The organism is Burkholderia sp. ABCPW 111 (assembly GCF_000773065.1).
In the GTDB taxonomy this organism is placed as follows: domain Bacteria; phylum Pseudomonadota; class Gammaproteobacteria; order Burkholderiales; family Burkholderiaceae; genus Burkholderia; species Burkholderia savannae.
The window spans coordinates 73,791-95,351 of sequence record NZ_JPWT01000050.1 but is presented as its reverse complement, the minus strand read 5'-3'; the positions used below and the strand labels follow the sequence as shown (position 1 = coordinate 95,351).

The 21,561-nt window shown below is 67.2% G+C and carries 19 protein-coding genes; 5 read left to right on the top strand and 14 right to left on the bottom strand.

All coding sequences use genetic code 11. The annotated features are described in order from the left end of the window. Positions 1-8: 8 nt before the first annotated feature. Positions 9-1,202: a urate hydroxylase PuuD gene (locus X946_RS06755; RefSeq protein ID WP_038745077.1), complete on the top strand. Its 1,194-nt coding sequence runs from the start codon at positions 9-11 to the stop codon at positions 1,200-1,202. Positions 1,203-1,940: 738 nt separating this feature from the next. Here the strand turns inward: X946_RS06755 and X946_RS06745 are convergent. From X946_RS06745 to X946_RS06690, 11 genes are all read right to left on the bottom strand, one after another. Further along, positions 1,941-2,453 (bottom strand): ureidoglycolate lyase, encoded by a 513-nt coding sequence (locus tag X946_RS06745; protein WP_038745075.1) that lies wholly within the window; start codon positions 2,451-2,453, stop codon positions 1,941-1,943. Next, on the bottom strand, positions 2,450-3,463 hold the full coding sequence (alc, locus tag X946_RS06740) for an allantoicase (protein ID WP_038745139.1): 1,014 nt from the start codon (positions 3,461-3,463) through the stop codon (positions 2,450-2,452). Before alc ends, X946_RS06745 begins: the two co-directional genes overlap by 4 nt. A 255-nt stretch (positions 3,464-3,718) precedes the next feature. After that, the gene (gene uraD / locus X946_RS06735; RefSeq protein WP_038745137.1) at positions 3,719-4,240 is read right to left on the bottom strand and encodes a 2-oxo-4-hydroxy-4-carboxy-5-ureidoimidazoline decarboxylase; all 522 of its coding nucleotides are present in this window, start codon (positions 4,238-4,240) and stop codon (positions 3,719-3,721) included. After that, entirely contained in the window at positions 4,240-5,190 is a 951-nt protein-coding gene (gene puuE / locus X946_RS06730; protein ID WP_038745073.1) for an allantoinase PuuE, read from the bottom strand. The genes uraD and puuE overlap by 1 nt, the downstream gene beginning before the upstream one ends. Positions 5,191-5,335: 145 nt before the next feature. After that, the gene (locus tag X946_RS06725; RefSeq protein WP_038745072.1) at positions 5,336-6,265 is read right to left on the bottom strand and encodes an aspartate/glutamate racemase family protein; all 930 of its coding nucleotides are present in this window, start codon (positions 6,263-6,265) and stop codon (positions 5,336-5,338) included. A gap of 10 nt (positions 6,266-6,275) precedes the next feature. Next, on the bottom strand, positions 6,276-7,769 hold the full coding sequence (locus X946_RS06720; RefSeq protein ID WP_197419406.1) for an NCS1 family nucleobase:cation symporter-1: 1,494 nt from the start codon (positions 7,767-7,769) through the stop codon (positions 6,276-6,278). Between the two features lie 154 nt (positions 7,770-7,923). Then, the gene (locus X946_RS06715; RefSeq protein ID WP_038745067.1) at positions 7,924-8,619 is read right to left on the bottom strand and encodes a GntR family transcriptional regulator; all 696 of its coding nucleotides are present in this window, start codon (positions 8,617-8,619) and stop codon (positions 7,924-7,926) included. A 337-nt stretch (positions 8,620-8,956) separates the two neighbouring features. Then, positions 8,957-9,898: a muramoyltetrapeptide carboxypeptidase gene (ldcA, locus tag X946_RS06710; protein ID WP_038745065.1), complete on the bottom strand. Its 942-nt coding sequence runs from the start codon at positions 9,896-9,898 to the stop codon at positions 8,957-8,959. A gap of 56 nt (positions 9,899-9,954) precedes the next feature. After that, positions 9,955-10,536 (bottom strand): tRNA adenosine(34) deaminase TadA, encoded by a 582-nt coding sequence (gene tadA / locus X946_RS06705; protein WP_038745062.1) that lies wholly within the window; start codon positions 10,534-10,536, stop codon positions 9,955-9,957. Next, the gene (locus X946_RS06700; protein WP_038745060.1) at positions 10,533-10,934 is read right to left on the bottom strand and encodes a DnaJ family domain-containing protein; all 402 of its coding nucleotides are present in this window, start codon (positions 10,932-10,934) and stop codon (positions 10,533-10,535) included. The genes tadA and X946_RS06700 overlap by 4 nt, the downstream gene beginning before the upstream one ends. An 831-nt stretch (positions 10,935-11,765) precedes the next feature. Further along, a complete protein-coding gene (locus X946_RS06690) occupies positions 11,766-12,272 on the bottom strand; it encodes a DUF1993 domain-containing protein (RefSeq protein ID WP_038745055.1) in 507 nt (168 codons plus the stop codon). A gap of 343 nt (positions 12,273-12,615) precedes the next feature. Here X946_RS06690 and X946_RS06685 point away from each other — a divergent pair, with 343 nt between their 5' ends. From X946_RS06685 to X946_RS06670, 4 genes are all read left to right on the top strand, one after another. Then, entirely contained in the window at positions 12,616-13,890 is a 1,275-nt protein-coding gene (locus tag X946_RS06685; protein ID WP_081989397.1) for an MFS transporter, read from the top strand. A gap of 62 nt (positions 13,891-13,952) precedes the next feature. Continuing rightward, the gene (locus X946_RS06680; protein ID WP_038745052.1) at positions 13,953-14,945 is read left to right on the top strand and encodes a GlxA family transcriptional regulator; all 993 of its coding nucleotides are present in this window, start codon (positions 13,953-13,955) and stop codon (positions 14,943-14,945) included. 160 nt (positions 14,946-15,105) lie between these two features. Further along, positions 15,106-15,609: a tautomerase family protein gene (locus X946_RS06675; RefSeq protein WP_235364005.1), complete on the top strand. Its 504-nt coding sequence runs from the start codon at positions 15,106-15,108 to the stop codon at positions 15,607-15,609. A gap of 276 nt (positions 15,610-15,885) precedes the next feature. After that, positions 15,886-16,656 (top strand): MBL fold metallo-hydrolase, encoded by a 771-nt coding sequence (locus tag X946_RS06670; RefSeq protein WP_038745049.1) that lies wholly within the window; start codon positions 15,886-15,888, stop codon positions 16,654-16,656. Positions 16,657-17,119: 463 nt separating this feature from the next. Here X946_RS06670 and guaA read toward each other — a convergent pair whose 3' ends face one another. From guaA to guaB, 3 genes are all read right to left on the bottom strand, one after another. Then, positions 17,120-18,739, bottom strand: coding sequence for a glutamine-hydrolyzing GMP synthase (guaA, locus tag X946_RS06665; RefSeq protein WP_038745047.1), 1,620 nt, complete (start codon positions 18,737-18,739; stop codon positions 17,120-17,122). Positions 18,740-18,866: 127 nt separating this feature from the next. After that, on the bottom strand, positions 18,867-19,523 hold the full coding sequence (locus X946_RS06660) for a hypothetical protein (protein WP_038745131.1): 657 nt from the start codon (positions 19,521-19,523) through the stop codon (positions 18,867-18,869). Between the two features lie 6 nt (positions 19,524-19,529). Then, the gene (guaB, locus tag X946_RS06655) at positions 19,530-20,990 is read right to left on the bottom strand and encodes an IMP dehydrogenase (RefSeq protein ID WP_038745044.1); all 1,461 of its coding nucleotides are present in this window, start codon (positions 20,988-20,990) and stop codon (positions 19,530-19,532) included. Positions 20,991-21,561 lie beyond the last annotated feature (571 nt).

The following is a 21,561-nucleotide window of genomic DNA, read 5'->3' as shown; positions in this document are numbered from 1 at the left end:
GGAGTTTCATGGAAGGCTTCATCACCGACTGGCTGAATCTCGCGATCCGCTGGCTGCACGTCGTCGCCGCGATCGCGTGGATCGGCGAGTCGTTCTATTTCGTCGCGCTCGACAATAGCCTCAAGCCGCCGAAGGACGCGCGGCTGAAGGCGCGCGGCGTGTTCGGCGAGCTCTGGCACGTGCACGGCGGCGGTTTCTACAACATGCAGAAGTACCTCGTCGCGCCGCCCGAGATGCCGGAAGACCTGCACTGGTCGAAGTGGCCGTCGTACACGACGTGGATGTCCGGCTTCGGCCTCTTCCTCGTGCTCTACCTGCTCGCGCCGAACACGTACCTGATCGACAAGAACGTGCTCGACATGGGCCCCGTCGTCGCGGTCTCGTCGGCGCTCGGCTTCCTGCTCGCGGGCTGGATCGTCTACGACTGCGCGTGCCGCCTGCTCGGCAACCGCGACACGCTGCTCGGCGCGTTCGTGGGCCTCTACGTGGTCGCGGCCGCGTACCTCGCCTGCCATGTGTTCTCGGGCCGCGCCGCGTATCTGATCGTCGGCGCGATGCTCGCGACGATCATGACGGCCAACGTGTTCTTCGTGATCATCCCCGGCCAGCGCAAGATGGTCGACAAGCTGCTCAAGGGCGAGACGCCCGATCCGATCTACGGCAAGCGCGGCAAGCAGCGCTCCGTGCACAACACGTACTTCACGCTGCCCGTCGTGTTCGCGATGCTGTCGAACCACTATGCAATGACGTATGCGAACAAGTACAACTGGATCGTGCTCGTCGTCATCATGCTCGCGGGCGCGCTGATTCGTCAGTTCTTCGTGATGCGGCATCGCGGCCGGCAGCTGTGGTATCTGCCGCTCGGCGGCGTCGCGCTGATGATGCTCGCGCTCGTCGCGACGATGCCGAAGCCGATCGCGCCCGAAGCGCAGGCCGCGAACGCGCCGAAGCTCGCGATCAAGGACATCGCGCCGATCCTGCAGCAGCGCTGCGTCGCGTGCCACTCGGCGAAGCCGACGCTGATGGGCAGCGCGCCCGCCGGCGTGATGTTCGATACGCCCGACGAGATCGCGCAGAATGCGCCGCGGATCTATCAACAGGCGGTGCAGTTGAAGGCGATGCCGATCGGCAACGTCACGCACATGACGGACGGCGAGCGCACGCAGATCGCCGCTTGGTTCGGCAGCGGCGCGACGAAGTGACGAAGGCCGCGCGCGTTGCCGGCGGGCCCGCTTCGGCGGGCCTGTTGCATTTGGCGCGGGCTTCGAGTCAGCGCCGCCCCGACGGCATGCGGCAGCGCACCGCGGACGATGCGCGCCCATCGCAATCAAGCAACCGTCACCGCGCGCCGCATTGGCCGCGTTCGGCCATCCTGCACTGCCTCAGTGACGCGCGCTTCGCCACCCATCATGCGCGAAACGCGACGGCGCGCGAATGGTCGCGGCTGCACTCGGGATACACGACGTGCACTGCCTTCCCGTGCGCGGCCGCCTCGGCGAAGGCTCGATCCGGAATCTCGCGCTCCGGAACGGCGAAACGGCCGCGTGGCCGAACGCCGATATGCCGAGCGGCGTCACGATGCAGATCCCGCGCTGCCAGTTGACGCGCCGCGGCGCAACCGCGACGTGTCACGAGACGAGTCGCCCGCCATCGGGGGCGCGGTCGTGGTGAACTCCCGGACACGCGCCATCGCGAAACATCGGGCCTGCGTTACGCGGCTGCCGGACGCGCGCTCGTGCGTCGCGCCGTTGCAGCGCGCATACGAAGCCGAGCCCGCCGCCGTGCCGCGCGCCGCCGCATGACGGTTGCAACAGCAACGAAGTACGCCGCTACACGGCGCGGCAAGAAAAGAAAAGCCCGCGCACGAGGCGCGGGCGTTGCGTTGCGTTGCGTTGCGGCGCGTCAGCGCCGCTTCATGCTTCATGCCTGTTTTATGCGCGTCATGCGCTCACCGCCAGCAACGCATCGTCGGTCAGCCACAGCGGTTCGGACAGATCCTGTTCGTTCAGATTGAGCCCATCGCCGCCGCGATCGACGACGACGAAGTCGCTCACCTCGCCGAGCGCGATCAGCGGATGGTGCCAGACGCCCTTCGCATAGTTCACGCCCTGCCATCCGCTCGTCACGAACGCACGAATCTTCGACGGATCGAGATCGCCCGCCGGCGCGACGACGACGATGTAAGCCCGATCCGCAAGCGGAATGAACGCCTGGCTGCCGAGCGGATGCCGCTCGAGCATCGTCACCTCGAACGGCAGCGCGCGCGGCTGGCCGCGAAACAGGTTCACGAGCGGCCGCCCGCCTTCGTCGGCGACGTCGATGCGCGCGAGATCGTGAAAGCGCATCGTCGTGCCGAGGTTGATCGGGATCTGCTTCGCGCCGTTCGTCTCGATGACGTCGCCGAACGGCGCGAATGCCGCGCGCGTCAATGGTTCGATCGCGAGCGTCTTCATTGGTCGAGCGTGCCCCACAGGCGCAGCCGCGACACGCCGCCGTCCGGAACGATGTTCAGCCGCACGTGCGTGACGGGGCCGAGCGCGGCGAGCTCCGCCTCGAAATAGTGCTGATTGTCCATCTGCAGCTTCTGCTCGCCGAGCAGCACCGGCCAGAACATCGCCTGCGTGACGAGCGAGCTGTCGGTGCCGCCCGTCACGTATGCGGCCTGAATCGAGCAGCGGTCCGGATAATTGCCCTTGAAGTGCGCGGTGTCGACTTCGATCTTGCGGATCACGCCCGGCTGCGCGAGCGCGATGATCGCCCAGTCGTTGCCCGGTTCGCGGCGGCGGCGCGTCTCCCAGCCGTCGCCCATGTTCACGCCGCGGCCCGGCAGCAGCAGACTCGACGCGAGACCGAAGTGCTGGTTGTTCGCCGCGACGACGTAGCCGCCGTTCTCCATCGCCGCGAGATCGAACAGCTCGGACTTGCTCGCGCCCGCCCAATCGAGCTGCGGCTGGCCGTACACGCGCAGCCGCGCGATGCCGCCGTCCGGGTAGATGTTCACGCGCAGATGCGTATAAGCGTTCGCGTCGCGCGCTTCGACGTAGTGATGGCTGTTGCCCTGCAGCGTCGTCGACGGCATGATCTCGACCCACTTCGTCGCGTCGTTCGGCGCGCCGTCGGCCACGTGCGCGGCCTCGATCGACGCCGCGGGCGGGAAATTGCCGGTGAAATGGCTCGTGTCGATGTCGAGCCCCTTGATCACGCCGGGACGCGCGAGCTTCACGACGCACCAGTCGTAGCCCGTCGTGCGCTTGCGGCGCGTCTCCCAGCCGTCCATCCATTTGCCGTGATCGTCGTATTTGCCCGGGATGAACACGGCCGGCTCGGGATTCAGCATGCGCTCCTTCGGCGCGAAGAAATCGTCGCTCGCCTCGAGCGCCTGCGCGCCGAGACGCGGATCGGCGAGATTCACGTAACGCCGCGTGAACTCGGGTGCGTTCGGATCGGAAAGCGGAAGAGCCATCGTAGTGTCCTTGTCGTGATGTGCGTGCTGCGTGATGAGTGGAAAGCCGCTGCGGCGCGCGATCGCGCGCGCATGGCGGCGGATGCGGCGCGCCGGGCGCGTCGCGGCGGTGTCGTCGCGGCGAACCTGCCGCGCCGCGCATCGCGTGATTCTTCTTCGTTTCGCCTGCAGCCGCGCCGCGACGAGCGGCAAGCGACGAGCGGCAAGCGGCGGCCGCCCGCAGACGCCGGGCCGATCGAAGCGCCCGGCCGGCGCTCACGCGCCGATCAGATCGTCGAGCCTGAAGCGCGCGATCCGGTAGATCTGCTCGAGGTTCGCGCGCAATTCCTCGTCGCGCGAATGATCGACGCGCGCCTCGAAGTTCGCGATGATCCCGTGCCGGTCGTAGCCTCGCACCGCGAAGATGAACGGAAAGCCGAATTTCTCGCGATATGCGCGGTTGAGCCGCTGCAATTTGTCGAACTCCTCCTGCGTGCAGCGATCGAGGCCTGCGCCGCTTTGCTCGCGCGTCGATTCCGCCGTCAGCTCGCCGCGCACCGCCGCCTTGCCGGCGAGCTCCGGGTGCGCGTTGATGAGCGCGAGCTGCCGCGCGTCGCCCGCGCTCTCGACCGCGTCCTTCATCGTCCGGTGCAACGCGTCGACGCCGCGAAACGGCCGTTCGAGCGCGGCCGCCTCGGCGACCCACGGCGAATGTTCGAAGATGCCGGACAGCGCCGCGACGAACGCGTCCGTCGACATCGCGTTCAATTGCTCGAGCGTGTAGTGCATCGCCTTCATCATGCGTCCCCCTCGCGTCGAGCAGGCTGATACGGGTGATGCTCGCGCCAGTGGCGCGCGATGTCGACGCGGCGCGTGACCCACACGCGATCGTGCCGCTCGACGTGATCGAGAAAGCGCTGCAGCGCGCGCAAGCGCCCAGGACGGCCGAGCAGCCGGCAATGCATGCCGATCGACATCATCTTCGGCGCTTCGTCGCCCTCCTCGTACAGCACGTCAAACGCATCGCGCAGGTAGTGGAAGAAGTGATCCGCCGTGTTGAAGCCTTGCGGCGTCGCGAAGCGCATGTCGTTCGTGTCGAGCGTGTACGGGACGATCAACTGCGGCACCGTTGCGCCGCCCGACACTTCGACGCCCATCCAGAACGGCAGATCGTCGCCGTAATAGTCGGAGTCGTACAGGAAGCCGCCGTGTTCGGCGACGAGCCGTCGCGTGTTCGGGCTGTCACGGCCCGTGTACCAGCCGAGCGGACGCACGCCCGTCACGCGCTCGATCGCCTCCATCCCGAGCTTCATGTGCTCGGCCTCGCGCTCGGGCGACATGTCCTGATAATGGACCCAGCGCCAGCCGTGGCACGCGATCTCGTGGCCGAGCTCGACGAACGCGCGCGCGAGCTCCGGATGCCGTTCGATCGCCATGCCGACGCCGAACACCGTGAGCGGCAACCCGCGCTTGTCGAACTCGCGCAAGATGCGCCACACGCCCGCGCGCGAGCCGTATTCGTAGATCGACTCCATGCTCATGTGGCGCGCCGGATACGCGGCCGCGCCGACGATCTCGGACAGGAACTGCTCGGAGGCGGGATCGCCGTGCAGCACGCAGTTTTCGCCGCCCTCCTCGTAGTTGAGCACGAACTGCACCGCGACGCGCGCGCGGCCCGGCCAGTTCGCCTGCACCGGATGTCGGCCGTAGCCGATCAGATCGCGTGGATAGTTGGGATCGAATGCCATGATTGGATGCGAAGTGATGCCCCGTCAGCGGTTTCGCGCCGCCCGCGCGACGCCCGGAAACGGGCGCTGCGCGGCCGATGCGACGGATGGCCCAGTGTAGCGAAAACGCCTCGGACCGCCCATACGGGGGCACGGATAGTGCGGGTCAGACGGAATGTATGTGCGGTTGCGGAAAAACGGCGGACGTCGCGGTGTCCGGCGTGGCGATGTCGGGCGGCGCCATGCCGGACGCAGCGGCGGCACGCGCCGCACCCGCCGCACCCGCCGCATCGCGCACCGCATCGCAGGCCGCATCGCACGCCGCCGCGCCCGCGGCCGGCGCTCGCTCGGGCACCGCCGCCCCGCCCGGGCTGAAGCGTGCGAATTCGCCGTCGTAGCGCTTCGCGAGCGGCCGCGCGAAATCGCCGCGCTTCGCGGTCGCGAGCTTCAGTGCGATCAGCGCCTCCGCCCATTTGACCGCTGCCGTCACGCCCTCGACGACGGGCGCGCCGATCGCCGCCTCGATCTCGTGCGCGAATTCCGCCATCCCCGCGCAGCCGAGCACGATCGCGTCCGCGCCGTCCTCGTCGAGCGCGCGCCGGCATTCGTCGACGATCACGCGGCGCGCGGCCGAGCCCGGCCTGTCGAGGTCGAGCACGGCGACGTCGGTCGCGCGCACGTTGCGGCAAAAGCGCTTCATTCCATAGCGCTCCGCGAGGTGCCATGCCATTCCGCAGGTGCGCGCGAGCGTCGTCACGACCGAGAAGCCCGGCGCGAGCACGCTCGCCGCGTGCATCGCCGCCTCCGCGATGCCGACGACCGGCCCGCGCGCGAGCTCGCGCGCCGCGTACAGCCCCGGATCGCCGAAGCACGCGATCACGTAGCCGTCGAAACCGTCGCGCTCGCCCGCCGCGACTTCGGCGAGCAGGCCCGGCGTCGCGAGCGCCTCGTCGTAATGGCCCTCGATCGAAGGCGGCCCCATCGTCGGGCTCACGGCGACGATCGCCGTGCCCGCCGACGCGACTTCGCGCGCGCAGCGGCCCATCGCGTCGGTCATTCGCTGCGTCGTGTTCGGATTGATCAGCTTGATCTTCATACGGACTCCGTCATGCTTTCGCTTGCGCGAGCGCGCGGTAGAACGCGCCGCCGAGCGCCGCGCCGATGAACCACGAGAAATTCGCGAGCCCGGACAATGCCGGCGCCATCACGCACGCGACGGCGATCGCGGCCGCGGGCAGCAGCGCCGCGATCGCACGCCGGTTCACGCCGTCGCGATACCAGTACGCGCCGTCCGTCGACATCGTGTACAGATCGTCGCGCCGCAGCGCGCCGCGCTTCACCAGATAGAAATCGACGATCAGCACGCCGTACAGCGGCCCGATGAAGCTGCCGAGTACGTCGAGCGTGTAATGGATCACGACGGGATTGTTGAAGAGATTCCACGGCATGATGAACACCGACGCGACTGCGGCGAGCATGCCGCCCGCGCGCCAGCTGATCAGGCGCGGCGCGACGTTCGAGAAGTCGAACGCGGGCGACACGAAGTTCGCGACGATGTTGATCCCGATCGTCGCGATCGTGAAGGTCAGCGCGCCGAGAATCACCGCGGTCGGATGATCGATGCGGCCGACTGTCTCGACGGGATCGGTGATCAGTTGTCCGAACACGGGCAGCGTCGCGGCCGTCGTGATCACCGTGACGAGCGAGAACGCGAGGAAGTTGACGGGCAGCCCCCAGAAATTGCCGCGCTTCACGCTGCCGTAGCGCCCGCAGTAGCGGGAGAAGTCGCCGAAATTGAGCATCGGCCCCGAGAAATACGATACGACGAGCGAGATCGCCGTCACCATCACCGGGATCACCTCGGCGCCGTGATACTTGACGCCGCCGAGATTGAGGCCGATGTTGCGCCAGCCGGCGCGCCACACCATGTAGCCCGCGAGGACGAACATCACGACGTACACCGCGGGGCCGGCGAAATCGATGAACTTCTTGATCGTCTCCATGCCGTTCCAGAAAACGAACGCCTGCAGCACCCACAGCAGCATGAAGCCCGCCCAGCCGAGCGCCGAGAGCCCTAGGAAGCCGTAGCGATGTACGTCCGCATAGGGCATCCACTGCGGAAAGAACTTGAGCACGACGATCACGAGCGCGCTCGACGCGAGATAAGTTTGGATTCCGTACCATGCGATCGCGATGAGCCCGCGGATCACGGCGGGCACGTTCGCGCCGAGCACGCCGAACGTCGCTCGGCACGCGACCGGATACGGCACGCCGAGCTGCTGGCTCGGCTTCGCAATCAGATTGCACAGCACGTTGACGATCGAAATGCCGACGATCAGCGCGACGAGCACCTGCCAGCTCGTCAGGCCGAGCGCGAACAGGCTGCCCGCGAACACATAGCCGCCGACGCTGTGCACGTCGGACATCCAGAAAGCGAAGATGTTGTATGCGCCCCAGCTCTGGTTCGCGAGCGGCGCGAGATCTTCGTTGTACAGACGATTGCTGTAACCGGGGGGCGCCGCCGCGCCGTCCGTGTCGCCCGGGCGATCTTCGTTCGGTCGATACGAGGCGCCTTGCTGCGCCACACTGAACTGAGCCATGACATCTCCTTGCCTGCCGCGGACGAGCCGCGCGATCGTCATTGAAATCGCGGCCCGAACGTGGTCGCCCGATGCCGCCCTGGCGGGCGGCCGCATACGCGACCTCCCGGCATTTCGTCAGTTCAGTGAGCGCTCGAGGCGTGCGGCCGGGCCGTCAGCCCGGATTGCCGAACACCTCGCGCAGATCGACCGCGCCCTGCGCCGGCCGATCGAGCATCCTCAGTTCGACGTGCTGAAGATGGTGCGCCATCAGTTGCGCCGCGCGCTTCGCGTCGCCGGCTTCGAGTGCCGCGAGGATCTGCGCATGGTCGTCGAACGAACACGGGCTGCGCCCGTGCGATTCGTACAGCGCCGACATCAGCGTCGAGCGCACGACGAGCCCCTCCAGGCAATCGCGCAGCACCGTGTTGCCGGTGAGCGCCGCGAGCGCGGTATGGAACTCGCCGGACAAACGCACCCACGCCGGAAAATCGCGCCGCTCGAATGCGTTGCGCTCCTTGTCGATCATCGCCGCGACGCCCTTCAGGCGCTTCGCGCCCGGTCCCGTCGCGAGCCGCTCCATCACCGCGAGCTCGACGATGCGCCGCATCTCGAACACTTCGTGCACGTCCTGCAGCGTCGGACTCGCGACGAACGCGCCGCGATTCGGCTCAAGATCGACGAGCCGATCGGTCGCGAGGAGCGCTAGCGCCTGCCGGATCGTGCCGCGCTTCACGCCGAACACTTCGCACAACTGCGCTTCCGTCAGCTTCGTGCCGGGCGCGAGCCGATGCTCGAGGATCGCCGTGCGCATCCGCTCGGCGATCGACTCGGGGCTCGCGCCCGTCGGCGCGGAATCTTTCTTCGTCATGGTTCGCATCTCGTTATGAACAGCATCGTAGATTGGACATAAATATTGTCAACAATTTTGCACATCGATTTTGCACAACATGGGTGATTGGGACGTCACCCGAACCGCATCAATTCGGTGCAGACGCTTCAATTCGCCATATTTGACGGGACTCTTCACCGTTTGAGTCGTCACAATCGCCATCGGCAGCCTGTATTTTTGTCGACAATTTTTCCTTCGATTGGTGCATCGCGACAGATCGAGCGAATCGCGCTCCATATCCGTTAGTTGCGAAGCAACGCGTAAAAAAAAGGCGGTCGCCCGCCTTTTTCGTGCCGTGCCGGCGGCCGCCCCGCGCTCACGCCGAAAGATGCGGATAGTCCGACATCGTGAGCCGGAAGCCGTGCTCGTTCGCGACGAGCTCCGCGCGCGCGCCGAACGGCAGCGTCAGCAGGTCGGGCACGTGGCCGAATTGCAGCCCCGTGACGATCGGAATGCCGATCACGCCGCGCACCTGCTCGATCATCGTCTGCATGTCGTAGCCGTTGTCGTACTCGAACGGACGCGCGCCCGTGAACTGGCCGAGCACGAGCGCCTGCTGGCGCACGAGGACGCCCGCGAGATGCAGCTGGTAGATCATCCGCTCGATCCGGAACGGCTGTTCATTGACGTCCTCGACGAACAGGATTCCGCCTTCGATCTGCGGCATGTAGGGCGTGCCGACGAGCGACGCGAGGATCGCGAGATTGCCGCCCCACAGCGTGCCCGACGCGTTGACGGCCTGCGTTTGCGGCACGTCGGAGACGATCGTCGCCGTCGGCTGCGTGAGCGTCTGCCAGAAATGCGCGAGCGTGAATTCGCTCGGCTTCTCCGCGCCGAAATCGGCGGACAGCATCGGGCCGCCGAACGTCTTCACGCGCGCCTTCGCGTAGAGCGCGAGCTGGATCGCGGTGAAATCGCTGTGACCGACGAGCGCGATCGGCTGATCGCGCAGCCGCCTTTCTAGGCCCCGATAGTCGAGCCCGTGCAGAATCCGGGCGGCGCCGTAGCCGCCGCGCACCGCGAGACCGATGTCGGGCAGCGGCAGCGACGAATCGGCGAGCCGGTTCAGATCGCCCGCGCGCTCGCCGTCGGTGCCGGCGAAGCGCTGATAGCGGCGCTGCGTCGCGTCGAGGTTCTCGATGCGATGCCGCTCGTCGCTCAGGCGTTCGAGCGCGCGATCGATCGCGGCGGGGTCGTGCGGATAACCGGAAGGGGCGAGAAGACGAATCGTGCGCGGCATGCGGGGCGTGAGAATCATGAATTCGCTGGGAAGAATCGATCAGACGTATTTAGAGGCGCCCCGCACCGCTCGGTTCAATCCTCGCGCGGCGGCGCGTCGGGCGCCTGCTGCGCGCGGCGGGCGTCGCGGATCGCCTGCCGCCGCTCCGCAAAGAACGACTTGAGCGCCGCGCCGCATTCGTCCGCGAGCACCCCGCCTTCGACCAGCGTGTGATGGTTCAGGCGCGCGTCGGCGAATGCGTCGACGATGCTGCCGCATGCGCCCGTCTTCGGGTCCGGCGCGCCGAACACGACGCGCGCAATCCGCGCGTGCATGATCGCGCCCGAGCACATCAGGCATGGCTCGAGCGTCACGTACAGCTCGCAGCCGGGCATCCGGTAGTTGCGCAGCGCGCGCGCGGCGGCGCGCAGCGCGGCCATCTCGGCGTGAGCGGACGGATCGTGGCCGCCGATCGGATGATTGAAGCCGCGGGCGATCACCTCGTCGCCTCGCACGATCACCGCGCCCACCGGCACTTCGCCCGCCGCACGCGCTTCCTCGGCGGCGGCGAGCGCCATGCGCATGTAGCGGCGGTCGCGCTCGGCGGCGGCTGACAGAAGCGGCGGTTGCGATTCGCTGGGCTCGACGCCGGACGCGGGCGCGCCAGCGGGCATCACATCGCCCCCGCTTCGCCCTGCGCTTCGCCGAGCACGCGCTCGGACAGACGCTCGGCGATGCGGCGGCAGTATTCGCGCGGCACGACCATCGGGCCGCCGCGCAACGATTCCAGCGCCATGTCGAGGGCGAGCATCTTCGCCTGCAGGCGGCAGCGGGTCGCGCGGTCGCTGACCGCGCGCAGCTCGTCCTGCAGGTTGCGCAGCGCCCGCAGTTGCTCGACCGCGGGCGGCACGAAGCCCGCGTTCTTCAATATCCGATTCGCGACGCGCACTTCTTCCGGGACGAGCAGGTCGTCGTCCAGTTCCATCGGCGCGCCGGCGCCCGGCAAATCGTCGAACTCCCCCCGCGCGACGGCGGCGGCGATACGTTGTTCGACTAGAGCGTCAAGCAGTTTCATCGGGGTTTCATAACAATGCGGCATGCGGATTTTAGCAGGCGGCGCGCCGAGGTCCAGCCTGTCCGAGCAAATGCTCGATATCCGGGCCCGCATGCGAGAAAAGGCGCTATTCTTGCTGCGGCCTCTCCAACCGCGCGGCGCATGGCGCCTTGCGCTCGCTCAGGGCAACGAAGCAATGTCGATCGTCACTCGGCGCCACGTTCGCGCCCTCGTTTTTGCGGTGTCGCTCGTCGCAGCCGGACTCGCGTCGGGATGCGGCGTGATGTGCGGCGGCGCGGGCGGCAACGGCGGGTTTGCGGGCGGGTGCGCGACCGGCGTGAGGTTTTAGGCGTCGCGAAAAGGCCTGAGCGAAGCGGATTCAAGCACCAAACCGGCGGCCGATAGCGGCATCGCCGTCGATCGGCAAGCGTCGACGAGGCGAGGGTTTCTCGCCGCCGCGGCACGCCGCCAGGTTTCGCTAGCGCCGACTGCCCTCGCGTCGCGCATTCCGCGCCGCCTCGCCCGCCGACGCGTCGCTTCGCTCCGCGCGAATCGGCCCGGCAAGCGGCGCCTCCGCCACCTCCGCCCGACGCGACACTCGAAAAGCCACGGCGCTTCGCCCCTCTTTTCTGGCCGGACACGCCGACTGCGGCCGTTACGCCGCCGTCTCCGGCCACTCCACTGCCCGGCATTCTCCCGCCGCCGTTCCGACACGATTTCATTCGCCAGGACAGCCGGCTCCGCTCGCGGCCGATCACCGGAGGCTCGTCGTCGAATCCCAAACTCGCCGAACGGCCGGCGCGCCGGCGCGCTGTCGCCGCTACCGGCGACGGCGCGCGCGCCGGCCCCGCGTCAACGCCCGCCGAGATAGTCCATCTTGCCGAGCGGCACGCCCTTGTGCCGCAGGATGTCGTAGGCCGTCGTCGTGTGGAAATAAAAATTCGGCAGCGCAAAGCCGAGCAGATACGACTTGCCGTCGAACGTCATCACGCCGTCGCGCAGCGGCAACTCGATCGCGCGCGTTTCGCTGCCGTCGAGTTGCGCCGGCTGGATCGTCTTCAGGAAATCGATCGTCTTGCCGATGCGCGCGCGCAGCTCGGCGAACGTCGCCTCGGTATCGGCGAACGACGGCACCGCGATCCCCGCGAGCCGCGCGCCGCATCCCTTCGCGGTGTCGCTCGCCCGCTGAACCTGCGCGTCGAGCGAGTACATGTCGTCGCGAAGCCGCGCGCGAACGAACTCGGCCGGCTCGACGCCCTGCGAGCGCGCGTACGCGTCGCCCTTGTCGAGCACGGCCGACAGGTTGTTCAGGCCGCGAATGAACGCGGGAATCGAAACGTCGTACATCGAAAGAGCCATGGGTTCTCCTTGACGGGTTCGCGAATCATCCTCGGGATGGCCGACCGTCGCTGACGGCGGCTCCTTAGCATAGACCGGATCGGACAAGCATGCGCACCGTCGCCAAGCGGCAAGCATTCGACGAGGCTTTCGACAGCGCACCGCGCACGGCCCGCGCGGACGTGCCGCCGAAGAAATGCCGCTCGAAGCGAAGTTCTCCGATACGCGGCTTTCTTTTCACCGCACGCCCGGCAGGGTTTCGACAATACACCGTCGAACCTCTTGCCGATCGGTTGCAAATCAAAACCAAACGAACTATTCTTCGCATGGTTTCAATTTGCAACCATTCAAGCGAGGCATCCGCATGCAAGCTCCGCCAGCAGCACCGGCCGCCCGTTCGATTCGAGCCGCCGATTCGCCTGCGGCGCCGGCGACGCTGCCGCGCAGCGCAGTCGCGCTGTTCGCCTGCGCGAGCGGCCTGAGCGTCGCCAACGTCTACTATGCGCAGCCGCTGCTCGATGCGCTCGCCGCCGATTTCGCGATCGGGCGCGCGGCGATCGGCGGCGTCGTGACCACCACGCAGATCGGCTGCGCGCTCGCGCTGCTGCTGCTCGTTCCGCTCGGCGACCTCGTCGACCGACGGCGGCTGATGCTCGCGCAATCGCTCGCGCTCGCGGCGACCTTGACCGTCGTCGGCTTCGCGCCGACCGCCACCGTCCTGCTCGCCGGCATGCTCGGCGCCGGGCTGCTCGGCACCGCGATGACCCAGGGACTCATTTCGTACGCGGCGAGCGCGGCGGCTGCGCACGAGCGCGGACGCGTGGTCGGCGCGGCGCAAGGCGGCGTCGTCGTCGGGCTGCTGCTCGCGCGCGTGTTGGCGGGCGTCGTCAGCGACGCGGCGGGATGGCGCAGCGTCTATTTCCTTTCGGCTGCGACGATGCTCGTGCTTGCGGCGCTGCTTGCGCGCAAGCTGCCCGCCGTCGCGCCTGCGCCGTCGCGCATCGGCTATCCGCGCCTGATCGCGTCGCTCTTCACGTTGCTGCGCGACGAGCGCGTGTTGCAGATCCGCGGCACGATCGCCCTCCTGATGTTCGCCGCGTTCAACATCTTCTGGAATGCGCTCGTGCTGCCGCTGAGCGCGCCGCCGTATGCGTTTTCGCACACCGCGATCGGCGCGTTCGGGCTCGTCGGCGCGCTGGGCGCGCTCGCCGCCGCGCGCGCCGGACACTGGGCCGATCGCGGCTTCGGGCAGCCGACGAGCGCCGCGGCGCTCGCGCTGCTGCTCGCGTCATGGCTGCCGATTGCGTTCATGCCCGCGTCGCTGTGGGCGCTCGCGCTCGGCGTCGTGCTGCTCGATGTCGGCGGACAGGCGATTCACGTGACCAACCAGAGCATGATCTTTCGCGCACGGCCCGACGCGCACAGCCGGCTCGTCGCCGTCTACATGCTGTTCTATTCGGTCGGCAGCGGCCTCGGCGCGATCGCGTCGACGGCCGTCTACGCGGCAGCCGGGTGGCGCGGCGTGTGCATGCTGGGCGCGGCCACGAGCGCCGCGGCATTCGCGTTCTGGGCCGCCACGGCGAGGCTGATGCCGAGCGAGCCCTCCCCGGAAAATACGGCGAACGGGCGACCGCAATAGCCCCGGATACCAACAAATGGCTGTGGCAGAATCGTCCTGATACATCGACAATTTTGCCAACCATGCCATTCATCCGAATATGGGCGGTCGAGCATTGTCTCGCATCGGGCATCGCCGCGCCGATCGACATGCTGACGGCCGCCAATCATCTCGCCGCGGAAGACGGGAGCGAGCGACGCGCGCGCGCGTTCACATGGCGCGTCGATTCGATCGACGGCAATCCGGTGCGCACCGCTTCGGGCCAGATCGCTCAGGTCGACGGGCGAATCGACGGCAGAAGCGCAGCCGATGCGATCTGGCTGACAGGACCGTTCGTCTCCGACGTCGGGCGGCTCCTGAGCCGCCCGGCCCTGCTGGCGCCGCTTCTCGACGCATTGAGGCGCCAACACGCACGCGGCACGCTGATCGCAACGTATTGCACCGGTGCGTTCCTGCTCGCCGAAGCGGGCCTGCTCGACGGACGCGTGGCCACCACGCATTGGTCGAAAGCGACGAGCTTTCGCGCGCGCTACCCTGAAGTCGAATTGCGCGCATCGGACGTTCTGACCGAACAGGAAGGCATCCTTTGCAGCGGCGCCGTCACGTCGTATCAGAACCTCGCGCTGCGCGTCGTTGAAAAGCTCGGGACACCGAAACTCGCCGCCGCAACCGCGAAGATCATGTTGATCGACATGAACCGCGTGTCGCAGGATTCGTTCATCGACATCACCCAAGCCGACAGCCGCGAACACGACGACGCCGTGGTCGCGCGTGCGCAACGCTGGATGGAGCGGCATCTGCGCGAGCCGTTCAGCCTGACACGCTTGAGCCGCCATCTCGCCGTCAGCGAGCGGACCGTCAATCGGCGCTTCAAGGAGGCCGTCGGCGCGCCGCCGCTCAGGTATCTGCAGACGCTGCGCATCGAAGTGGCAAAGCGCCTGCTCGAACAAAGAAAGCTCGGCATCGACGCCGTATGCGAACGCGTCGGATACACGGACGTCAGCGGCTTCAGACAGCTGTTCAAGCGTGTGACGGGCGTGTCGCCGGGCGAATACCGGCGCCGATTCGCTCGATGAGCATCGGTGGGCGGCGATCATCGACGCCGCAGCCGATGTCCGAATTGCCCCGCCGAATGGCGATTTCGCCACTTCCGATACATCGCGTCCATTCCTAAAGTGGAACCACGTCGCCCGGCATGCGAGCCGGCCCGCCCTGAAACCACTCGAGGAATTCACGATGCCGATGATCGATGCATATATTCCGGAAGGCGCACTCGCGCCGCAAGCAGAGGCGCAATTGATGCGCGAGCTGACGGACATCTTGATCCGTCACGAGGATCTCGATCCCGACGATCCGCGGGTGCGCGACGCCGCATGGATATTCGTGCATCGGCCCACGGCAGTCTATCGGGCCGGCGCGCTCGCGGCCGCGCCGATCTTTCGAATCGTGGCGTCGGTGCCGGAAGGTCAATACACGGATGCGGCGCGAGCCAGCCTCGTGAAGGAAGTCACCGCCGCCATCGCGCGCGCGGAAGGCACGCCCGCGGACGAAATCGGAGCGCGCGCCTGGATCTTCCCGACCGAAATCGGCGACGGCGGCTGGGGAAGCCGCGGTAGCGTGCGCGCCTGCCGGACATCATGGAGCACTTCGGCGGAGCGACGCTCAGAACGCTCGGCGAACAGCGCCTCGCAGCCAAACGCCGCGCGGATGCGACGGCTTTTGTCGAAGCGGTGCTGCTAGCGCTGACCGGCCGCGCTGCGACGCTGACGCACACCGCAGACTGAGCGAAGTCGTGGAAGCCGCCATCGCTCGGTCGCCGCTGCAAACGGCACGCCGACATTGTTCTGATGCCGCAATCCGCAAGCCCGTTGATATTTCGCATCGAGCGACTGAACGAGTCTTTGCTGCCGCTCCTCTCGAATCTCCGCTGAACACGCGCATGCCTGGCACGCGCGCATCTTTATCCTGGTTTTGTACCGATCGGTACGCAATGAAAAACGACAAAAGGAGTGCCCCGTGAAATTCCGGCAAGTACGCAATGCGACGGTCCTGATCGAATATGCCGGCACGAGGTTTCTCGTCGATCCGATGCTTGCTTCCAAGGGCACCTACCCCGGGCTCGAGGGCACCGTGAACGGCCACCTGAAATGGCCGACCGTCGAACTGCCGATCGCCATGGACGCGATCCTCGACGTCGACGCCGTGATCGTCACCCACACGCATCCGGACCATTGGGACGAAACGGCGAAGTCCGTCGTGCCGAAGAGCCTGCCGGTCTTCGTCCAGCACGAACGCGACGCCCGCCTCGTGAAGGCGTCCGGATTCATGGACGTCCGCCTGCTGACGCATCGCACCCAATACAACGGCGTGACGCTCGTCAAGACGCCCGGGCAACACGGCACGGACGATGCGATTCACGCGATCGGCGAGCTGCTGGGCGAAGTCTGCGGCGTCGTGTTCAGGCACGCCGACGAAAAGACGCTCTACCTGGCCGGCGACACGGTCTGGAACAAGCACGTGGAACAGAACCTGAAGCGCTTCCGACCGGACGTCGTCATCGTGAACAGCGGAGACGCACAAGTCGTCGGCCTCGGTGCAATCATCATGGGCAAGGAAGACGTCTACGAAGTCCACCGCGCGGCGCCGCAGGCCACGTTGATCGCGAGTCACATGGAAGCGGTGAATCACGCCGCATTGACGCGACAAGCGCTGCGCGAATTCTCCAAGGAGAAAGGCATGACGGACCGCCTGCTCGTTCCGGAAGACGGACAGGCGTACGTTTTCTGAGACAAGCGTCGGCAAGACGAGCCGGGGCGCACGCCTTCTCCGTCAGCGATGGCGAAGACGCGGCTGCACCGAACGAACTCGCTGACAGGGAGGTTGCTGCCGGCGCTCCGGACGCCTTCGCCTCGTTGCAAAACACTCGCCTCATCAATCGGCCGGATCGATCTCGGTCGACAAGCGTTTCCGAAAAGCGCGCACAAGCGGTTTCGATCAACGACGCTCGTGCGCATGAGCCGCGCGCCGTAAGCCATGCGCACGTTGCAGCGCGTCGGCGGCGGCCAGTCGTATCGCCGCGAAACTCTCGACAGCCGCAATCGCGGCGTCTCTCGCTGCTTTCGACCGCCGAAAACCTTCCTCGACGTTACGGCCAACGCAAGATACCGACGGGCGATGGCCGCCGACAGCCATCGTGCGGCACGAGCCCCGGCACTTCAACGACTCACGGCAGCTTCTCGAAAGACCGGGTTCACTCCCACTCGATCGTCGCCGGCGGCTTGCCCGACACGTCGTACACGACCCGGTTGATCCCGCGCACTTCGTTGATGATCCGGTTCGACGCGCGGCCGAGCAGCGCATACGGCAGGTGCGCCCAGTGCGCGGTCATGAAATCGGTCGTCTGCACCGCGCGCAGCGCGGTCACGTAGTCGTACGTGCGGCCGTCGCCCATCACGCCGACCGACTTCACCGGCAGGAACACCGCGAACGCCTGGCTCGTCAGGTCGTACCAGCTCTTGCCGACCTGCGACGGCTCGCAAAGGCCCGCCGCCGCGTCCTGCTCGGTCGCCAACGTCCCGCGAAGCTCTTCGATGAAGATCGCGTCCGCACGGCGCAGCAGCTCCGCGTAGTCGCGCCTCACCTCGCCGAGAATCCGCACGCCGAGGCCCGGGCCCGGGAACGGATGGCGATACACCATCTCTGCCGGCAGGCCGAGCGCGACGCCGAGCTCGCGCACCTCGTCCTTGAACAGATCGCGCAGCGGCTCGAGCAGCTTCAGGCCGAGCGTCTCCGGCAGACCGCCGACATTATGGTGACTCTTGATCGTCGTCGCTTTTTTCGTCTTCGCGCCGCCCGATTCGATCACGTCCGGATAGATCGTCCCTTGCGCGAGCCACTTCGCGTTCGTCAGCTTCTTCGCCTCGGCCTGGAACACCTCGACGAACTCGCGGCCGATGATCTTGCGCTTCCGCTCCGGATCGGCGACGCCCGCGAGATGGCCGAGGAACTGCTCGGACGCGTCGACGTGCACGACCTTCGCATGCAGGCGGCCCTCGAACATGTCGAGCACCATCTTGCCTTCGTTCAGGCGCAACAGGCCGTGATCGACGAACACGCAGGTCAGCTGATCGCCGATCGCGCGGTGAATCAGCGCCGCCGCGACGCTCGAATCCACGCCGCCCGACAGGCCGAGAATCACTTCTTCGTCGCCGACCTGCTCGCGAATCAGCGCGACCGCCTCTTCGATGTGGTCGCGCATGATCCAGTCGGGCGCGGCGCCTGCGATGTCGAGCACGAAGCGCTCGAGCAGCTTGCGGCCCTGCACCGTGTGCGTGACTTCCGGATGGAACTGCACCGCGTAGTAGCCGCGCGACTCGTCGGCCATGCCGGCGATCGGGCAGCTCGGCGTCGACGCCATCAGCGCGAAGCCCGGCGGCAGCTCGGCAACCTTGTCGCCGTGGCTCATCCACACCTTCAGCATCCCGTGGCCTTCCGGGGTCGCGAAATCCTGGATGCCGTCGAGCAGTCGCGTGTGACCGTGCGCGCGCACTTCCGCATAGCCGAACTCGCGATGGTCGCTCCATTCGACCTTGCCGCCCAGTTGCACGGCCATCGTCTGCATCCCGTAGCAAATGCCGAGCACGGGCACGCCGAGATCCCACACCGCCTGCGGCGCGCGCAGTTGTTGGTCCTCGTAGGTGCTCGCGTGGCTGCCGGACAGAATCACGCCTTTCGGTGCGAATTCGCGGACGAAGTCGTCGGAGACGTCGTTCGGATGGATCTCGCAGTAGACGTGCGCTTCGCGGACGCGCCGCGCGATCAGTTGGGTGACTTGCGAACCGAAGTCGAGAATCAGGATTTTGTCGTGCATGGCAGCGGACGGGAAAAAGAACAATGGAATAACAAAAGCAGCGCACGAGGCGCTGCATCGAATACGTATCCGGGCGGTCGCGCCGCGGCGATGCGCGGCGGCCTGACAGTCGGGGAGACCGGGCCGCTCACGGTTGCGACGGCGGCCGCGCCGCGTCGCCGAGATCGCTCGTCGGGGCGCCCTTGCGCTCGGCCGGCGCCGCGATCGTCTCGCCTGCGTTCGCGGCCTGCGCCGCGCTCGCGCTCGTTGCCGATGCGGCGCCCGCCGCACCGGTCGGCTCGCCTGCGCGCGACACGCTCGGCTCGATCCGCGCGGCGGCGGGCGCCGTCACGGCCGGCTCCGCAGCGCGTTTCGACGCGACGCGCGCCTCGATCGCCTGCGTCTTTTCGCGCCTGCGCACCGCGGCCGCGAGCCGCACGCCGCCCAGGCCGATCACGAGCAGCACCGCTGCCGTGACCACCGACACGAATTGACCGAACGACGACAACTGCGGCGAGCGGATCGCGAGCAGCCACACGAGCATCACGACGCCCGTCAGCCAGTTCACGTGCCCGACCGCGCGCGCGACGCCCGCGGTCAGGTCGCCGTTGAAGGCCGCGTGCACGGACAGCCACGCAAGCCCGAGAAGCGCGATGCCGAACGCCTGGCCGATCATCGCGGGATCGACCGTGACGAGTTGCAGCGCGTCGTACAGCGCCTTCCACGGAGTCAGCACGAACAGCACGCCGAAGGCGGCGAGCAAGGCGGCATCGATGAGGAGAACGGCGCGCAGCAACGGTTTCATCGGCAATCAGTCCACGTGATAGTTGGGGGCTTCCTTCGTGATCTGCACGTCGTGCACGTGCGATTCGCGCATGCCGGCCGCGGTGATCTGGACGAACTCGGCCTTGTCGTGCAGCTCCGCGATCGTCTTGCAGCCGCAGTAGCCCATGCTCGCGCGCACGCCGCCGATCAACTGGAAGATGATCGCGTTGACCGAGCCCTTGTATGCGACGCGACCTTCGATGCCTTCCGGCACGAGCTTGTCGATGTTCGCGGAATTGTCCTGGAAGTAGCGGTCCGCCGCGCCGTCCTTCATCGCGCCGACGGAGCCCATGCCGCGGTACGACTTGTACTGGCGGCCCTGATACAGGAACACGTCGCCCGGCGATTCTTCGGTGCCGGCGAACATGCTGCCCATCATCACGGCGTTCGCGCCGGCGGCGAGCGCCTTCGACACGTCGCCCGAGAAGCGGATGCCGCCGTCGGCGACGCAGGGCACGCCCGTGCCGCGCAGCGCGTCCGACACGTTCGCGATCGCGCTGATCTGCGGCACGCCGACGCCCGCGACGATCCGCGTCGTGCAGATCGAGCCCGGGCCGATGCCGACCTTCACCGCGTCCGCGCCGTATTCGACGAGCGCCTTCGCGGCGGCGGCGGTTGCGATGTTGCCGCCGATCACCTCGACCTTCGGGAAGTTCTGCTTGACCCAGCGCACGCGCTCGAGCACGCCCTTGCTGTGGCCGTGCGCCGTATCGACGACGATCACGTCGACGCCCGCCTGTACGAGCAGCTCGACGCGCTCCTCGTTGTCCGCACCGACGCCGACCGCCGCACCCACGCGCAGCTTGCCGTGCTCGTCCTTGCACGCTTCCGGGTGCTCGGTCTGCTTCGTGATGTCCTTGACCGTCATCAGGCCGCGCAGCTCGAATGCATCGTTGACGACGAGCACGCGCTCGAGGCGGTGGCTGTGCATCAGCGCCTTCGCCTCGGCGAGCGGCGTGCCTTCGGCGACGGTCACGAGGCGCTCGCGCGGCGTCATGATCGACTTGACCGGCTCCTCGAGGCGGGTTTCGAAGCGCAGGTCGCGATTCGTGACGATGCCGACGAGCTTCGGACCTTCGACGACCGGAAAGCCCGAGATGCCATGCTGGCGCGACAGCGCGATCACGTCGCGCACCTTCATGCTCGGCGGAACGGTGATCGGATCGCGCACGACGCCCGATTCGAAACGCTTGACCTTCGCGACTTCGCGGGCCTGCTCGACGGGGGTGAGGTTCTTGTGAACGATGCCGACGCCGCCTTGCTGCGCCATCGCGATCGCCAGGCGACCTTCGGTGACCGTGTCCATCGCGGCGGACACGAGCGGCATGTTCAGGGATATGTTGCGGGTCAGTTGGGTCTTGAGGCTGGTGTCGCGCGGCAGAACGTCGGAGAACGCCGGGACGAGGAGCACGTCATCGAACGTGAGTGCTTTTTGGATCAGACGCATGGCAAATCCTATGGGCGCAAAAGCGAATTATACGCGATGCCCGGTTAATTTTCACAACACGAACAACGGCTTAGCCGTTTTCGGCCGCTTTCGGTCGTTCGGAGCCCCGAATCGTTCGGCTCCCGGTTCGAGTCGCTTTCGATCCGGTTTCGTTTTGGCCCGGCGGGCGCGGGTTCGCGCGGGGCGAAGCCGGCGTGCCACGCGCGCCGTGTGCGCCGTGTGCGCCGTGTGCGCCGTGTGCGCCGTGTGCGCCGTGTGCGCCGTGTGCGCCGTGTGCGACGCTTGCGGCGGCGGCGCTAGGCGACAGGACGGATAAGCGCGCGAAAAGCGGCACGCAAGTCGGGCGGGGCGGGCGACGCGCCCCTGTCGTACCCCGCCCTTGTCCGTACCCTAGTCGTGTCCTGTTGCACCCATGTCGCGCCCTCGTCCACGCCGAAGCGAACCACTGCCACGCCATCGCCCGGCCAAACGGCTCTGTCAGCCCATGGCCGTCGCAGTCCTTGCAGCTTTCGCAGACTCCGTCGCTCATACACGGCCGCTCGGGCCGGAGCACCCCGCGCGTGCCCCACAT

Excerpts from the sequence above, each read along its gene's own strand:
- puuE (WP_038745073.1), bottom strand. The coding sequence starts at position 5,190 with ATGGCATTCGATCCCAACTATCCACGCGATCTGATCGGCTACGGCCGA.
- ldcA (WP_038745065.1), bottom strand. The coding sequence starts at position 9,898 with ATGATTCTCACGCCCCGCATGCCGCGCACGATTCGTCTTCTCGCCCCT.
- uraD (WP_038745137.1), bottom strand. The coding sequence starts at position 4,240 with ATGAAGGCGATGCACTACACGCTCGAGCAATTGAACGCGATGTCGACG.
- X946_RS06680 (WP_038745052.1), top strand. The coding sequence starts at position 13,953 with ATGCCATTCATCCGAATATGGGCGGTCGAGCATTGTCTCGCATCGGGC.
- guaA (WP_038745047.1), bottom strand. The coding sequence starts at position 18,739 with ATGCACGACAAAATCCTGATTCTCGACTTCGGTTCGCAAGTCACCCAA.
- X946_RS06675 (WP_235364005.1), top strand. The coding sequence starts at position 15,106 with ATGCCGATGATCGATGCATATATTCCGGAAGGCGCACTCGCGCCGCAA.
- X946_RS06700 (WP_038745060.1), bottom strand. The coding sequence starts at position 10,934 with ATGAAACTGCTTGACGCTCTAGTCGAACAACGTATCGCCGCCGCCGTC.
- X946_RS06685 (WP_081989397.1), top strand. The coding sequence starts at position 12,616 with ATGCAAGCTCCGCCAGCAGCACCGGCCGCCCGTTCGATTCGAGCCGCC.
- X946_RS06660 (WP_038745131.1), bottom strand. The coding sequence starts at position 19,523 with ATGAAACCGTTGCTGCGCGCCGTTCTCCTCATCGATGCCGCCTTGCTC.
- alc (WP_038745139.1), bottom strand. The coding sequence starts at position 3,463 with ATGGCTCTTCCGCTTTCCGATCCGAACGCACCCGAGTTCACGCGGCGT.
- X946_RS06755 (WP_038745077.1), top strand. The coding sequence starts at position 9 with ATGGAAGGCTTCATCACCGACTGGCTGAATCTCGCGATCCGCTGGCTG.
- X946_RS06690 (WP_038745055.1), bottom strand. The coding sequence starts at position 12,272 with ATGGCTCTTTCGATGTACGACGTTTCGATTCCCGCGTTCATTCGCGGC.
- X946_RS06715 (WP_038745067.1), bottom strand. The coding sequence starts at position 8,619 with ATGACGAAGAAAGATTCCGCGCCGACGGGCGCGAGCCCCGAGTCGATC.
- X946_RS06720 (WP_197419406.1), bottom strand. The coding sequence starts at position 7,769 with ATGGCTCAGTTCAGTGTGGCGCAGCAAGGCGCCTCGTATCGACCGAAC.
- X946_RS06745 (WP_038745075.1), bottom strand. The coding sequence starts at position 2,453 with ATGAAGACGCTCGCGATCGAACCATTGACGCGCGCGGCATTCGCGCCG.
- X946_RS06725 (WP_038745072.1), bottom strand. The coding sequence starts at position 6,265 with ATGAAGATCAAGCTGATCAATCCGAACACGACGCAGCGAATGACCGAC.
- guaB (WP_038745044.1), bottom strand. The coding sequence starts at position 20,990 with ATGCGTCTGATCCAAAAAGCACTCACGTTCGATGACGTGCTCCTCGTC.